Below are 15,432 nucleotides of genomic sequence, written 5' to 3'. Positions count from 1 at the left end.
GTGAGAACGCCGCCGGTCGGCAGCGGCGCGCGGGGCGGATGCCGGTCGCCTCGCCGTCTCCGCGCCCGCGGGCTGGGCTCAGGCAGGCGTTCGGGCAGCGCGGCCGCGACTGCGGCCGAACAGGAAGCCCGCGCCCCACGACAGGTGGATCGCCATGACCGCCCACCACATGCGGACCAGGCCGCCAAAGCGCAGTCCGCGCCCGGCGATCGCCACGCCCACAGCCATGGCCGCCGCGTAGACCAGCGGCGCCGCCGCCAGCCACCACGCCCACGGCGAGACCAGCGCTCCCCCCGCCACGGCGGCGACCAACGCCAGGGTCAGGCCCGCCACCAAAATGGGCGGCACGGCGTAACGCAGCGTGGAGGTGTCGGAGTGGGCGAAGATGACTTTGCGCCGCCAGGCGCCAGACCGGAACATGACGCGGGCCAGTTCCCCGACCGAACCGGGGGTGCGTCCCCGCAACGCCAGCGACGGGTCCAGCCAGACCATGCCGCCCGCCCGCCGCACCCGGTGTTGCAGCTCCCAGTCCTGAGCCCCGGCGAACGCCTCCACCAGGCCCCCGGCCCGCTCGAAAGCTTCGCGCCGGATGGCCACCATCCGCACCGAGTCGACGGGGCCTTTGCCCACCCCGGCGCGCGACGGCCGGGGCCCCACGCCCAGCGAGGAGTTCAGCGCCTGCGAGATCGCCTGTTCGGCCGACCCGAGCCCGAACGCCACCGAAGAGCCCCCGACCACGTCCGCGCCCGTCACCTCCATCGCCGAGACGGCGTGTTTGAGCAGCGCGGTCCAGTTGCCCGCGCCCCGCCGGACCTGGGATAAGACCGGGTACTGGGCCGCGAACGCGGCCGCGTTGACGAGCGCGGCCTTCGACTGGCTTTTTGCGTGGACCACGGTCACCCGTGGGTCGGACGCATCCCCGGCCAGCGGGTCGCCCGCCGCCGGGTGGCCGGTCGGCCCCGGCACGGCCAGCAAAATCTCGAACGCGCCCGGATAGGGGTCCGCCAGCAGGTCCGCGACGACCCGCCGCGCGTGGTCGTGATCAACCGCCGGCACGATTATGCTGACCGCCGGCCAGTTCTCCGCTCCCGGCCCGGTCGAGGCCCGGTCAGGGGCGAGCGCGGCGGCGCTGGGCCCGTCAGGTGCGTTCACGTCCCGGTCGGTGCCCACCGGACAATCCTAAGTCAGCCTCTCCGCCACAAGGGGCGCCGGCCTCGGTTGTCCGCCTCCGCCCCACCGGCAATTCGCGCCCTCCCCCTGCAGGACGGCCCGAACCGCGCGCCGCCGCCTTACTATGGCTGCGATGAGCAGTGACCGCGACCTTCCCCGTTACCGTCCGGCCCGCGCGCCAGCGAGCGCTCCGAGCCGTCGCACGGCCGGTCCCGCCAAGCCGCTCCAGCCGCCGCCCGGACTCGCCGCCGACACGTCCGCCACCCGCCTCGCCCGCATGTCTCCCGCCGCCGAGCCGTTCCCAGCCCCCCGCCGGTTTCCACCCGAGCCCGGTCCCGCCGCCGGCTCGCACGATGCCGCCGAGCCGTTCCCAGCCCCGCCAAAGCCCCGACGGGTAGCCGGCCAACCGCTCCCCACAGCCGATCCAGCTGCCAATCCGCCAACCGGGCCGGCTTCCGGCTTTGCGGCCGCGCCGCGGCGGGCGGCGGGACAACCCCGCGTCTACTCCCCCACGCCCGCCACAGGCAGCCCCCGCCCCGGCCGGGGAAACCCCCAAGCGGGGGCGGGGGAAAGGCTGGGCGGCACGGCATCGGCGGCGGGCGGGTTCCCGGCCCGGCCGAGGCGGCGCCGGCGTGGGCGCAAAGTTTTGGTCACGCTGGCCTTCTTGCTGGTGTTGGCCCTGGCGTGGCCCGTCGGCCTGGCGATCTGGGCCAACGGCAAGCTGCAGCACGTTGACGCGCTGGCGGCGGGCGGAACCGACGAGGGCCGCACGTATCTTGTGGCGGGCTCGGACAAACGGGGCACGGGGGGCGTGGCGGACACCACCGAAGGCGCCCGGGCGGACTCGCTGCTGTTGGTCCACCGGGCGGCGAACGGCCAGGCCTACCTGATCTCGCTGCCCCGCGACACCTACGTGGAAATCCCCGGCTACGGCGGGCAGAAGATCAACGCCGCCTACGCGTTCGGGGGGCCTCGCCTGCTCGTGGAGACGGTTCAGACGCTCACCGGAATGCATGTCGACCGGTATGTGGAGGTGGGCTTCGGGTCGGTCACGGAATTGGTCGACGCGGTGGGCGGCGTCAACCTCTGCTTGGACCAGAACGTCTCCGACCACGATTCGGGACTTGACTGGCAGGCCGGCTGCCACGACGTAGACGGCGTCCAAGCGTTGGCCTTCAGCCGGATGCGCAAAGCCGATCCCACCGGCGACATAGGCCGGGGCAACCGCCAGCGCCAAGTCTTGGGCGCGGTCATTGGCAAAGCGATCGAGCCGTCGCTGCTGTGGCGCCCAGACCGCCAAGTGGACCTGGTCAGGGCCGGCACCGGCTCCCTGACCGTGGACCAAGACGCCTCCATTTGGAGCCTGGGCCGACTGGTGCTCGACTTCCGCGCGGCGGCCGGGCCGGACGGCATTCAGGGCACTCCCGCGATCAAGACCACGGACTACCAGCCCGGCGGAATTGGCCAGGCGGTCTTGCTGGACCCGGAGCAGGCGCCCCGCGACTTCCAACAGATCCGGGACGGCACGTGGACCGCTCCCACGCCGTGACCGCCGCCCGCGACGGCCGGCCCGGCGACCCCTCGCCCGATCTCCACCAAACCTTTACCGGCCTCGACCTGCGCCTTCGCGGTTCCGCCAAGCCGTGGCTCTACCCTGGAACCGATCTTTCTTGACAATTGCCGAAGGAGGGCATGTGCATCCGCGCCACGCGGCCGGCCGAGCCCCGGTCCCGTCTCAGCACCGGGCGAAGGCGCGGCGGCGCCGCCCGCTGAAGGTCGCCGCCACCCTGGTCGCGGCCTCCATGCTGGCAGCCTGCGTGGCCGTGGGCGAGCGCATTCGCCAACTTGACGCGAACATCACCACCCTGGACCGGGTCAAGGAGCTTATCGGCATGGATGACCGGCCCGAGCAGCGGGCCACCACCAGCGCGCAAGCCGCCCCGAACGACCCGTTCGGCGGCCGCGCCGTCAACATCCTGATCACCGCGATCGACAGCCGGGAGGGCGAGAACGCGGCCTACTCCGGGGACACCATGGAGACGGTGCTGAACGACGTCAACATGATCGCGCACCTGTCCGCCGACCGCTCCCGCGTCGACGTGGTGGCGATCCCCCGCGACACGCTCCTGGAGACTCCCGATTGCACCCGCCCGGACGGCACCGAAACCCACGGCGGCTCGACCCGCATGATCAACGTGGCGTTCCAGCGCGGGTCCGACAACGACTTCACTGCCAAAGACGAGGGCGTGGCCTGCGTCATGAAAACCGTGGAACTGGCCACCGACATCCGCCTCGACACCTTTGTGCTGGTCCAGTTTGCGGGCTTCGCCAATGTGGTGGACGGACTGGGGGGCGTGAGTATTTGCGTTCCCGAAGGCCTGGTCGGGAAGAAGTCGGGTGTTGACCTTCCCCCCGGCATGAACCATCTCGACGGCCGGAAGGCGCTTGCCTTCGCCCGCACACGGGAAGGCAAGACCTACTACGGCGACTGGCTGACCGGCGCGGACACCGAGCGCATCTCGCGCCAACAGGAACTGATCGCCACCGTCATCAACAAGGTCTTGGCCTCCGGCAACCTCCAATCCCTTGGCAAGCTGAACGCCACCGCCACCGCCGTCACGCGCTCCCTTTACGTTGGCCCGGAGCTCGGCTCGGTCATGGACCTGGCCGGCCTTGCCTACGCGCTGAGGAACATCAAGATGGAGAACGTGTCCCTGTTCACTGCTCCCTGGGTGCAGGACACGCAAGACACGAACCGAGTCAGGCTGGCCTCATGGGGGGCTCCGAACCGCTTCGGGGGCCTCAACGCAGCCGAGGTTTTCGAACTGATCGCGCTGGATCAGCCGATTCCCGGCACCACGCCTTACAAGGTGGCGAATCCGGAGCCCCTCGACGACACGTCTGACCCGTCCGATCCGTCCGGCGGGGACCCGATCGGCCAGGATCCGACCGGCGAGGCGAGCCAGGGCGCTGGCGGCGCGACGGGAACCGACGGCGCGGTGCCCCAAACGACCGTTCCGCCAGCCGATCCCGACTTTGTGACCCCGCTGACCGCGCCCGTCACCTGCCCGCCGGCCGGTCAAGACGGCGACGACTAACGCCGGCCGCCGGTGACCGGTCTTACGAATCCCGGCGACGGGCCGAACCTTCCGCGTTCGCGGCCCCGTGCTTTGGCCGGGAGCGTGCTGCGGTTGCCGCCGTTGGCCCTGGCCGGCGGCGAGTTCGCCCTGGTCGCCCTGACCGGGTTGATTGGACTGGGCGGCCCCTCCTACTGGTATGACGAGGTCGTCTCTTTGGAGCACGCGCAGGCCCCCATAGCCGATCTGCCGGGCCTGGTTCGGAGCCATGACCTGGTCCACGCCGCCTACTACGCCACACTCCACTACTGGGGCCAGGCGTTCGGCTGGTCGGAGGTGGCGACACGCTCGCTCTCGCTTATCGCCGTGGCCTTGGCCGGAGCGGGATTCGTCCTACTTCTGCGCGCCCTGCGCGGAGGCGCTGTGGCCCTCGCCGGCGGCGTGGTCTTCGCCTTCACGCCGGGGTTGAACTGGGCGGGCGACGAGGCCCGCAGTTTCGCGCTCGCCCTCGCGTTCGCCGTGTGGGCGACCTATTTCCTGGTCAAGGCCTGTCGGGCGGGTTCCAGGGCCGCCCTTTGGTGGATCGCGTATGCCCTGGCCATGACAGCCGGAACTGTCTTCCTCATCTATGTGCCGCTGTTGGCGGCGGCCCATATGGCGATCATCTGGAACTGGGCCGCCGGCCCGCGACACGCTGCTCGCCGCGGCGCCGGCTCCGAACCGCCCTCGCGGTTTCGCCGTTGGCGGCGGCCGTGGCTCGGGTTCGCCGCCTCTTGGGCCCTGATCGGCGCCTTGACCCTCCCGTTCGCCATCCGCGTTGGCACCCAGCGCGGGCAGGTGGGCTGGCTGCCGGACGGCCTGGCGGAACTCGCCGCCAGGTTCGCAGTCGGCCAGCTTTTCATGTTCCCGCGCGACCGGGACGGCGGGTTGGTCGGCTGGCACATCGCTTCCGCGGTCATGGCCTTCTTGGTCGGGCTGGCGTTGGTCGCGGCCCTCGCCGCCCGGTCGCGGAACGACCTTGGCGCCCGCCGCGCCGGTGTCACCGCCCTGATCTGGTTCGCCCTACCCTCCGCCGCGCTGATCGGGCTCAGCGTGGTCTACACGCCCTCCTACCTTGAACGCTATGTCGTGTTCGCGGTGCCAGGCGCCGTCTGGCTGTTCGCCGAGGGCCTCGTGGCGCTTTGGCGGACCCGCCCGCGTCTTGGCGCGGTCGCCGCCGTCGCCCTGCTGGCGCCGATGGCCGCCTCCTGCGCCATCCAGCACGCCCAAACCGCCAAGTTCGGCGAGGATTTCCGGTCCCTGGCCGGTTTGGCGGCTGCCGCAGACGGCTTTGTCCACGCCAACGACGCCACCCGACTGCTCGAAACCGCGTATCCCGGCCAGTTCTTGCGGGCGGCCGACTTGATCCCGTCCGGCGCCATAGCTGCGACGGACGTGCCGCCCAACATGGCAGGAAGCGGCCTGGTGGCTTTCTACTTCCCCACCGACCAACCCGGCCTGGCCGACCGGTTCGAGGCGGAGGTGGCCGCGCCCCAAGGCTGCGAAGTCAAGGACCGGGTCATCCGCGCCCGCTTCTCCGGCTACCTCCTCAGCTGCCCCTGACCGAACCTCCCCACGACGGAGCGGATGCTGGCGGTCAGACCGCCCCGGGGCCGCCCTCCAGCAGGCGCGCGAAAGCGGCCTCGTTCAAGATTGGGCGGCCCAGTTGGCGGGCTTTGGCCTCCTTCGAGCCGGCGCCCGGGCCGACCACCACGTAATCCGTCTTCGCGGACACCGAACTGGACGCCTTGCCGCCCCGTGCCACGATCGCCTCCTTGGCGCCCTCGCGCGTGAAGCCCTCCAACGTGCCCGTGACGACCACGCTCAAACCGGCGAGGGTTTGGGGCAAAGCCGTGACGGCGGCATCGGACAACTGGACGCCCGCCGCGACCCAAGCTTCGACGATGGCGCGGTGCCAATCCGCGGCGAACCACTCGCGGACCGACTCCGCAATGCCGGAGCCGACGCCCTCGACGGCGGCCAGTTCCTCCTCGGAGGCGGCCGCGATCGCCTCGACCGAGCCGAAGCGCGCCGCCAACGCGCGCGCGGCGGACGGGCCCACGTGCCGGATCGACAAGGAGACCAGCATGCGCCAGAGCGGGCGGGTCTTGGCCTGTTCCAACTGGTCCAGCAGGATCTGGGCCGCCTTGGACAACTCGCCCGACTCGTTGGCGAAGAACGGCTTGGCGGCCCAGCCCGCCGGCGTCCAGCGCCAGACCTGGGCGCGGATCAGGTCTTCGGCGCGCAAGGCGAACAGCTCGGCCTCGCTGGCCAGGACCGGTTCCAGCGGGCGGGCGTCCGCCGGGGCCGGCCGCGCCGAACTGGGCCGCAGGGTGGCGGCCGGATCCGCCAGCGCCAGAGCCGCCTCTTGGCCCAGCGAGTCCACGTCCAGCGCGCCCCTGGAGCCCAAATGCTCGATCCGGCCCGCGATCTGCGCCCGGCAGCCCCGCGCGTTCGGGCAGCGCACGTCGACGTCGCCGGCCTTCTCCGGGGCCAGCGGCGCGCCGCAAGACGGGCAGTCGGAGGGCATGGCGAAGGCCCGCTCGGCGCCGGTCCGCAACTCGGTGACCGGCGCGACGATCTCCGGAATGACGTCGCCCGCCTTGCGCAGCACCACCGTGTCGCCGATCAGCACGCCCTTCCGCGCGACCTCGCGGGCGTTGTGGAGCGTGGCGAACGCCACCGTGGAGCCCGCCACCCGCACCGGCTCCATCACCCCGAACGGCGTCACCCGGCCCGTCCGCCCCACCTGGACCTGGATGTCCAGCAGTTTTGTGTTGACCTCCTCCGGGGGGTACTTGTAGGCGATCGCCCAGCGCGGCGCCCGCGAGTTCGCGCCCAGCGCGCGCTGCGTCCCGATGTCGTCAATCTTCACCACTATCCCGTCGATCTGGTGGTCGATCTCCCCCCGGTGCGCCCCGAAATGCTCGATCATGCCCTCCAGCCCCGCCAGCGAATCGGTCACGCGGTTGTGCTTGGAAATCGGCAGGCCCCACCGGCCCAGGAGCTCATACGTTTCGGATTGGGTCGCGGGGGTCTGGCCACCCACACCGTCCGGCCAGGTCAGCTGGCCAATTCCGTGCACCAACATGGCCAAGGGACGGCTCGCCGTGGCGGCGGCGTCTTTTTGCCGCAGCGACCCCGCCGCCGCGTTGCGCGGGTTGGCGAACAGCCGCCGCAGGGCGCGGGGCCGCTTGCCTTCGGCCTCAAGCCGTTCGTTTTCCTTGGCGATCGCCTCGTTTTCCTGCTCGATGCCGTCGTTCAAAGCCGCGAAAGCCGCCGTCGGCAAGTAGACCTCGCCTCTGACGTCCAAGAAACTGGGCGCCGGGTCGGCCGTCAGCGTTTTCGGAATGACTTTGATGGTCATCACGTTGGCCGTGACGTCCTCCCCGGTGGCGCCGTCGCCCCGGGTGGCGGCCCGCACCAACTGGCCGTTCTCATAGACCAGCGACACAGACAGGCCGTCGATCTTCAACTCGGCCAGCCACTCGGCCTTCTCCAGCCCGGCGTCCCCAAGGGCCCGTTCCGTCCAGGCCGCCAGCTCTTCGATCGAGAACACATTGTCCAGGGACATCATGGGCGTGGCGTGAACCACCTGCGCGAAGTCGCCGGTCGGCCGCCCGCCAGGACGCTGAGTCGGCGAGTTCGGCGTCACCAGAGCCGGCTCCGCCGCCTCCAACTCGCGCAGTTGGCGCATCAAATCGTCAAACTCCGCGTCCGAGGCTACGGGCGCGTCCAATTCGTAATAGGCCTTTTCATGGGCGCGGATGGTGGCCACCAATTGGCGCCAGCGGGCTTGCGAGTTGGCGATTTCATTCACGCCTCTATCTTGGCGCGCCGCCGCGTCTCCGGGCGATGAACACCCCGCAGATCGCGGATGGCGGTCAGCCCGCAGGCGCGGCCGTGCGGTCTGAGTAATTCCCGTACGGCCGAGGCCTTGACCGGTCCCCCCGCTTGGGCCTTACGCCGATGGCCAAAGACGCCAAATTCCGAATAGGATTCTCCCCCGTTCCCCTGTGACCCAGGTCACCTGGTAGGGTAGCGTCTCCGGTAGGTGAAATTACCAACTGGGACCGGGACCCCGCCAGCAGTTCCCTCGGGCTCAACGCACTACGGATTGGTGAACAATGACATCGACCTCGACCTCACCCGGCGCATCCAAGCCTGTCGATCCAGCCAGCGGCGACCGGCGCCAATTGCGCCAACTGGTCCTAATTTCGGCCATTGTGGTCTCAGTCGTGGCGGCGGCCACGGGCGTGTTCGCCGTCATCCGGTCCGCCGCCGGCGCCCGCGAAGAGGGCGACGCGACTCAAGACCAGCAGCTTGTCCAGGTCCTCGAGGCGGTCAACGAGGCGGACCGCGCCCTCTACACCGAGCGGAGCGACTGGGTCAGCGCCCACGCCACCGGGCGCCAGCCGGAGCCGGAAGCCGTCGACGATGCGGCGAAGAAGCTCGGCGAACAGGCGGCCAAATACGGCGTTGACGCCATGAAACTTGAGGACAAGGGAAGCGAGAAGCAGTTCAAGCTGCTCGTGGAGAACCCGGCGGACCGCATCAAGATGGCTCGCGAAGAGCTGACGAGCGGACATGTCTCCGGCGCCGACGAGTGCGCCAAGGCGGACGGTCCCTGCCAGGCCACCTTCACCGCTCTGCGGAAGTCGCTCTACGCCTTCGCCAGCAAGGCGCCCGCTCTGTTCCACGACCCCGTTTTGGGACCGCAGGCCAGAACCTTCGCTCAGGCGATGGGCAACCCGGATCAGTCCATTCCCGTGCGGATCGACCAGGATGTGCCTGAGAGCGACGGCCGGGCCGTCGCCCTGAAGACTTTGGCGGAAACGGCCAAGACGGCCGCCGAGCAAACGGGCAAGCTGCCCGTGGCCCTTTGGATTGTCGCCGGCGTGCTCCTGCTGATCGCCATCGCGCTCTGGCTGGTGTACTTCATCAAGGGCTCCCAGTGGGCGCCCGCGTCCGCCCCCGCGCCCAAGAAGGCCGCAGCGGCCGGAGCGCCTCCGAAGGCCGGCCCGGCCGGGACCAAGGACGGCGGCGGTGGCAAAGCCAAGCGCTTGCCCCTCGGGCGGGACAAGAAGCCACCCGCAGAGGCGAAGCCCGCCAAGGCTGAAGACGCCCCCGGCAAGGGCCCCGTTTCCTCGGCCAAACCGGCAACTGCGGCTGCCGCGCCAGCCGCGGCAGTCCCCAAGGCACCCGCCGGCGCCCAGGCCACCGAGTCCACCCCCGTCGGCCAGCCGGGAGGCAAGAAGCGCCGCGTGCCCTTCGCCCCGGCGCCCGGCGGACAAAAGACGGCAGGGGCCCAGCCCAGCACCGGAGCCGCTCCCGCTGCCGCCGCTCCGGCTGCGGCGTCCCTAGCGCCGGCCCCGGCTTCCACGAAGCCGGCCTCCGCCCCCGTCAAACCCTCTTCTGCCGGGCAAGCCCCCGCCGCCGCGCCGACAGCCGGGGCCGCGGCGACGCCTGCAGCCACCAAGCCAGTTTCTCCTGGACCGGCCCCCACCGGCGCTCCGGCCGGCCCCAAGCCCCCCAGCCCGCGACCCGCTCAAGGCTCGGCTCCGGGCGCCCCGGTCGCCAAGCCCGCCGCCGCTCCCAAGGCAACGACAACGCCGCCGCCCACGGGGGCCCGACCGACCGGCGCCAAGCCGCCAGCCGCCCCAGCCCCGCCCGTTTCATCCGCTCCAACCGCCCCGAAGCCCGAGGACGCCACCGAAAAGCCGAAGCCGGCCAGCGGCAAGCCCCGAGTGCCGTGGCGCACCACCGGCGACAAGTGACCGGCGGTTCCGACTAGCGCCGAGTTAGGTGACCGCGCACAAGGAAGCCCCGCGGCCGAGTCCGGACCCCGGACATCGGCAAGTTCTTCGCGCCACCGCGGTTCTCCTCGCCATCGCGTTCTGCACCTGCGTCTACACCACCGTCACGGGAGCCCGCACGGTCGCGGCCGCCTCGGAAGACCGGCGAATCGTCGCGCTGATGCAGGCCGCCGACCAAGCCGGCTCCGCCGTCGAGGCCGAATTCGCCGGAGCGGCCGACCCGACGGTCACCGACGCGGTCTTCGCTTCCCTCAATGCCGCGGCGGAGGCGGCCGGGCTGGACGGCCTGCAATTCAGCGGCGGCGAATCAGAGCCGCTCAGAACGTTGCTCGCGGATCCCTCCGCCGCGCTTGAGCAGGCTCGCATTCAGAGCCAGTTGCCTGATTTGGCGGCCGAACTGGCCTCAACGCCCGAGCAACTCGCGGCCAGCGTCGCCAACGGCGCCCTGTCCGGCCACGCGCGCGCCTACGCGGAGTCCTCGTCGCGGTCGGTTGGCGCCGCCAGCGGACCCGCCCGCTTGGACACCCTGACGCGGGCCGCGGAGTCTCTCTACGACTCGTCGCGGGCCCGCCTCGTGGCCGGGCTCGCCGGCGCCCTCGCCACCGCCGTCGGCCTGGTTTTCCTCGCCAACCGCTTGAGCCCGCCCGGCCTCGCGCTGGCCCAGCGTCTGAGCGGTTTCGCGGGGCCAAGGTCCGGCCGCCACGGCGCCGGGCCCGGCCGCGCGGTCTACCGCCGAATGGAGCCCGCCTCCCCCGTCTCCTACCAGCCCCCGGCCGTCGGCGCTCCCAGCGCCTGGGCGCCCGCCGCGCCCGATGCCGTCCAAGCCGCCGCCCCCGCTCCGGCCCCGACCGCTGTCCCACAGGCCTCGCCGCAGATCCCCGACGCGCCCGCCCAAGCCTCCGTCACTCCGACACCCGCCGCTTCGGGGACTCCCGAAGCTTGGGCTCCCGGACCCGCTGATCCCGCCGCCCCGCAGTTTTCGCACCAAGTTCCCGATGCTTCCGTCCAAGCCAGCGCCCCTCCTGCAATACCTGCCGTTTCGGATGCTCCCGCAGCCTGGGCTCCCGGACCCGCCGATCCGGCAGATCCCGCCAGCCCTCCGGCCCCGGCCGCTGCCCCGCAGTTCTCGCCCCAAGTTCCCAATTCTCCCGTCCAGGCCAACACCCCTCCTGTCCCCGCCGTGTCGGGAACTCCCGAGGCGCGGGCCCCCGAAGCCGCCGATCCGGCCCCTTCCGGCCCGGCCCCCGCGCCCGCCCCGGACGCCTCGCCGACGGCGACGGCTCCTCCCGCGTTCCCGCTCCCACGACCTAGTGCCACGCCGGTCCCCAGCCAAACCCCGGAAGCCGTCCTTGTGTTTACCCAGGCGCCGTCCCCAGCCAGGCCGTCCCCAGCCAGGCCGTCTCCAGTCAGGCCCGCGCCATCCCCACCCGCGGCAACTTCGGCCGCGGCCGCGCCGTCTCCAGCCGCCGCGCCGGAGGCCACCCCAGCGCCTTCTTCCCCGGCCACGCCGGCTGTCCCTGTTCCGCAGCCCGGTTTGGGCGCGCCGGTCCCCTCCCCTGCGGCGGGCGAGGGTTTGCCGGGGGGCGACCGGACGGCATCGGACGCGGAGGGGTACCCCGCGACGCAGGAAATCGCGGCTTTGGGAGTCACGGCACCGGGTGGGCCGTTGTTGGTGACCGACGTGCTGAAGGAAGCGTTGGCGCAAGTGGCGCGGCCCCGGCAAGTGCGTTGGGCGATCCAAACCATGGCGTCGGTGCCGGAGCCGGTGGCAGCCCGGCTGGCCCACGCCGTGGCGGAGCTGATCGACGCGGCGGCCGCCAAGTCGCCGACGCTGGCGGTGCAAGTGGCGGCCCGGTCCACCGCGTCGCAACTGGTCATCACCATCTCAGACCGCGCGGCCGAGGCACCGCCCGGACGCTTGGCCCTGGGGCCAAAACCGACCGCGGTGTTATCCCTGATCCGGCGGTTGGGGGGGTCGTTGACGGCATCGCCGGCGTTGACGGGCGACGGCACAGACACGATCCTGACGCTCGCGATCCCGGCCGAGGCCCGGAAGATCGGCTAAGTTGGGCTCGTGACCAGCAGCGAGGACCCCGCCTTCGGCATTGTCATCTTTGTCGCCGACTCTTCGGGCGCCGTGATCGGCGTCAACAACGCCTTGGCCCAGACCACCGGTCTGGGACCGCCGCAACTGCTGGGCGGGCCGGCCGCGGCGGTGCTGGCCGACGACATTCCGTGGGGAGTCGCGAGCCTGATCACCGCCGGCCTGGACGCCTCTTCCCACACCGGCGCGTACATCAAGCTCGGCGGTCCGGCCGCTCGCGAGGACTGGTTCTTGCTGGCGGCGGTGGCCACCCAGGGCACGCGGGTCTGCGTGGCCATCCCGTCTGCGCAGGACCGGGCCACCGAGCGCCTGGAGTCCATCTACGCGGCGGCCAACGCCCGCGAATCGGACGCGACCGCGTCCGGAACCTCGCTGGACAAGGCCACCCAGGCCGGTGCCGAGGAGATCGTGGCCGGACTCAAATCGCTGGGCTTCGCGGCATACGACGACCTGCTCCGGACGGCCCTGCCCGCCGAGGTGGCGCCCACCCAGCCCGTGCCGGAGCCGCCCTCGGATTCTGCCCTGGCCAGCGTCTGGGCCGCCGCCGTCGCCGCAGACCGGCAGGTTGAGCGCCTCCAGATTGCCCATGCGAAACTGCTTGACGCGACCAAACGGCTGATCGACGCAGCCGCCGGGCTGCTGGAGCAGGTCGAACCCATGGCCGAAGGCGCCGCCCAGGTCATGGGCGCCGCGCGCTCCCTGTCCGGGTCAGCCACGCCGCTGACCGCCGCGCACCGCATTCAGACCGCCGTGGAGCAGACCGGCATCCGGCTGCGCGCCCTCGCGTTGGGAGTGGAGCGGTCCAGGGAGATGGTGGCGAATCAGCGTCTGATGCTGGCAATCGCGCGGCTGGTCGACCGGGCCCTGTTGGACACGCTGTCGCGGTCCTCTGAACTCGGATCCTCAGACCTCGGCTTGGTGGTGCCGCTGGTCGGGGCCCTGCACACATTGGCGCCGCCGCTGGCCATGGGCACGGCCCGCATCTCCGCCAACCTGACCCGCCTGGCGCGCGAGGCCACCGAGGCGGCCGGCCAGGTCCGGATGCTCGACACGAGCTTGACCTCCTGGGAACTGCTAGCCCAGCGGTTCGACCTGCCGTCCTCGTTGATTCCCGAGGACCTGGACGCCAAGGCCGCCGCCGCGAAACTGGACGACATGCGCGACCTGGCCCGCGGCGCGATCGCCCGGACCGGGGCCGGGGCCAGCGGCGTCTCCGAAGCCGCCACGGGCCTGGCCCGCGCCCTGCGCTACGCGCCGGGCTTCAGCTTCGCTTTGTGACTGATCCGGGGCAAGCACCTCGGTCCGGAGCAAGGTCCCCGGTTCGGCCCCTTGCCCACGCGGGCACGTGGGCACTCATCGCGGACAAGTCGGCAGGAGGTCGTAGACGCTGACGACATCAAGGCGAGATCGGGATTGTCCGAATGGGGGGCGGACCAAAAGGCGGAGCGCCTCCGCGAGACCTGCCCGGCTTCTGGACGGGACTTCAGCTTTGAGTCTGTGCTCTCCACAGACCGGAATCTGGCGCTCCTCCGCCGGGACAAGGTGGCTGGCTATCACGTCGAGGCTGCGGCCGTTGTCACATTGGATCCCGAACTCACCGTCCTGCGCGTGGCAGGCAGGACAGCGGGCACAGCGCTACTGGGCGAAGGCTCCGCTGATGGCACCCACCACAATCCACAGGCCGTAGGGCGCCAGGTTCAGGATGAAAGCGGTTCGCCGCAGCTTGGCGCTGGACGCGTCGTCCGGGGCGTTCTGGGCCTTGTATGCCCAGGCGATGGCGAAGAACGGCACGATTATGGGCAGCACGCAGGAATTGACGATCGCCCAGATCTTCTGCCGCCGCGCGCGGCGCCAAGTGTCGAGACTCAGCGCCGGGGTGGCCGGGCTCCATGGCGGGGCCGACTGCCCCGGCGTCATCGCACGCTGCGACCAATCGCGCTGAGCCCGCGACACCCATTGTTTCCCGAAACGGACCCACTGCCGGGCACGCCGAGCCCGGTTGATGGCCTTCCACCGACCCCAACTGGGCCGCACCACCAGATAGGTGACCACCGGAACAACCGTGTTCAGAGCCATCTGGAGATAGCCGCCGAGGATGGCGTTTGAGACGGCCGCGATCAGCGCAGCCGAACACACGAAGATCAAGCCCATCCTCTTGGCGCACAGGAGCAGGATCATGCCCGTGATCCCGAGGAAGCCATTCCACACGCCGAGCACGAAAAACACGACTAGCGCGTCCGAGTCTCCCCCGGCGGAGGTGAACGCGATCATGGTGACCACGTACGCTACCGCGTAGAGCGCCAGCCCGACACAGAACCAAATGGCCGCCCCGACGCTGTAGCGCTTTTCATCCGCGAGACCCGGATTGGGCGCTGGCGCATAGCCGACCCCGGGCGGCACATAACCCGCCCCAGGTGGGTAGCCGGCCTCGTACGCCGAAGGCGAGCCAGGGGGCACCGGCGGACCAGGGGGCGCGGGCGGGTAGGGAGACGCAGGCGGGCCAGGAGGTGCCGACGGGTCGGGTGGCGGTGGTGGCTCAGGGGACACGGCCCCCGTGCCGGGCTCTGCTGCCGGGGCAGACTGCGGCGGGGAGCTTGGCCCGGCCTGGGGCACCGGCTGTCCGCAGGAGCCGCAGAACTTGGCATCGGCCTGCAACTTCGAACCGCATTGAGTGCAAAACACGTTGTTGCCCCTTTCGTTCGACCGTCTGAAACACCCGGCCTGAGTTGCCCCTCACTCAGAGACTACTGACCACCACCGCCGAAGGGTCTGCTCCGAGCAGACAGATTCTGTCTCACCTGATTCCTGGGTGCCTGCATGCGCCCCGCGCTGACCGGCGGGCTTCGTGCCATCAAGTGGCGGACTTGCCGCCGCCGCTGATCAATTGGCGGATGATGGGCCACTCAGCACACCCAGCGCGCCAACGCCACGCCTGTGCCGCCTCCGTTGCTGTTGTCACAGCTCTCGCCCAGTGGCAGATTTTGTGCCGCCGGTTCATCGACTGGTGGATTGTGGACCGGGGGTCCAGCGACTGGCGGATCTTGTGCCACTCTGCTGTCCAGCGGCAGATTTTGTTATGCATTCTCCGGCGAGTGGCGGATTATGTGCCGCCAGCTCTTCCACTGGCGGATTATGTGCCGGGGCTCACGCCCCGCGGCGGGTTAGGGGCTGGTCGCGGCGCCCGGCAGCGCCAAGGGCACCCACCCGTCGAGCACTGGAGCCGCAA

9 protein-coding genes and 1 pseudogene are annotated in these 15,432 nt (G+C 70.9%); 6 read left to right on the top strand and 4 right to left on the bottom strand.

Features of this window, described 5'->3' with window-relative positions; translation table 11 throughout:
- Nucleotides 1-78 precede the first annotated feature (78 nt).
- Nucleotides 79-1,170 (bottom strand): hypothetical protein, encoded by a 1,092-nt coding sequence (locus tag LBC97_11270; GenBank protein ID MDR2566609.1) that lies wholly within the window; start codon nucleotides 1,168-1,170, stop codon nucleotides 79-81.
- 133 nt (nucleotides 1,171-1,303) lie between these two features.
- Between LBC97_11270 and LBC97_11265 the strand changes: the two genes are divergently transcribed.
- The 3 genes from LBC97_11265 (at nucleotide 1,304) to LBC97_11255 (ending at nucleotide 5,849) form a co-directional block, all read left to right on the top strand.
- Nucleotides 1,304-2,719 (top strand): LCP family protein, encoded by a 1,416-nt coding sequence (locus tag LBC97_11265; protein ID MDR2566608.1) that lies wholly within the window; start codon nucleotides 1,304-1,306, stop codon nucleotides 2,717-2,719.
- A gap of 145 nt (nucleotides 2,720-2,864) precedes the next feature.
- A complete protein-coding gene (locus LBC97_11260; protein MDR2566607.1) occupies nucleotides 2,865-4,268 on the top strand; it encodes an LCP family protein in 1,404 nt (467 codons plus the stop codon).
- Between the two features lie 84 nt (nucleotides 4,269-4,352).
- Entirely contained in the window at nucleotides 4,353-5,849 is a 1,497-nt protein-coding gene (locus LBC97_11255; protein ID MDR2566606.1) for a hypothetical protein, read from the top strand.
- A 34-nt stretch (nucleotides 5,850-5,883) separates the two neighbouring features.
- Here the strand turns inward: LBC97_11255 and ligA are convergent, their stop codons facing one another.
- On the bottom strand, nucleotides 5,884-8,106 hold the full coding sequence (gene ligA / locus LBC97_11250) for an NAD-dependent DNA ligase LigA (GenBank protein MDR2566605.1): 2,223 nt from the start codon (nucleotides 8,104-8,106) through the stop codon (nucleotides 5,884-5,886).
- A gap of 307 nt (nucleotides 8,107-8,413) precedes the next feature.
- Between ligA and LBC97_11245 the strand changes: the two genes are divergently transcribed.
- From LBC97_11245 to LBC97_11235, 3 genes are read left to right on the top strand one after another with little or no spacing between them, the layout of a single operon-like run.
- Nucleotides 8,414-10,063, top strand: coding sequence for a hypothetical protein (locus tag LBC97_11245; protein ID MDR2566604.1), 1,650 nt, complete (start codon nucleotides 8,414-8,416; stop codon nucleotides 10,061-10,063).
- 28 nt (nucleotides 10,064-10,091) lie between these two features.
- Entirely contained in the window at nucleotides 10,092-12,167 is a 2,076-nt protein-coding gene (locus LBC97_11240; GenBank protein ID MDR2566603.1) for a hypothetical protein, read from the top strand.
- 9 nt (nucleotides 12,168-12,176) lie between these two features.
- A complete protein-coding gene (locus LBC97_11235) occupies nucleotides 12,177-13,484 on the top strand; it encodes a PAS domain-containing protein (GenBank protein MDR2566602.1) in 1,308 nt (435 codons plus the stop codon).
- Between the two features lie 357 nt (nucleotides 13,485-13,841).
- Here LBC97_11235 and LBC97_11230 read toward each other — a convergent pair whose 3' ends face one another.
- Nucleotides 13,842-14,663 (bottom strand): hypothetical protein, encoded by an 822-nt coding sequence (locus LBC97_11230; protein ID MDR2566601.1) that lies wholly within the window; start codon nucleotides 14,661-14,663, stop codon nucleotides 13,842-13,844.
- A gap of 153 nt (nucleotides 14,664-14,816) precedes the next feature.
- Nucleotides 14,817-14,888: pseudogene (locus LBC97_11225) on the bottom strand (zinc-ribbon domain-containing protein).
- Nucleotides 14,889-15,432 lie beyond the last annotated feature (544 nt).

The organism is Bifidobacteriaceae bacterium, assembly GCA_031281585.1.
Taxonomy (GTDB): Bacteria; Actinomycetota; Actinomycetes; order Actinomycetales; family WQXJ01; genus JAIRTF01.
This window is presented reverse-complemented; position numbering and strand designations above follow the sequence as displayed.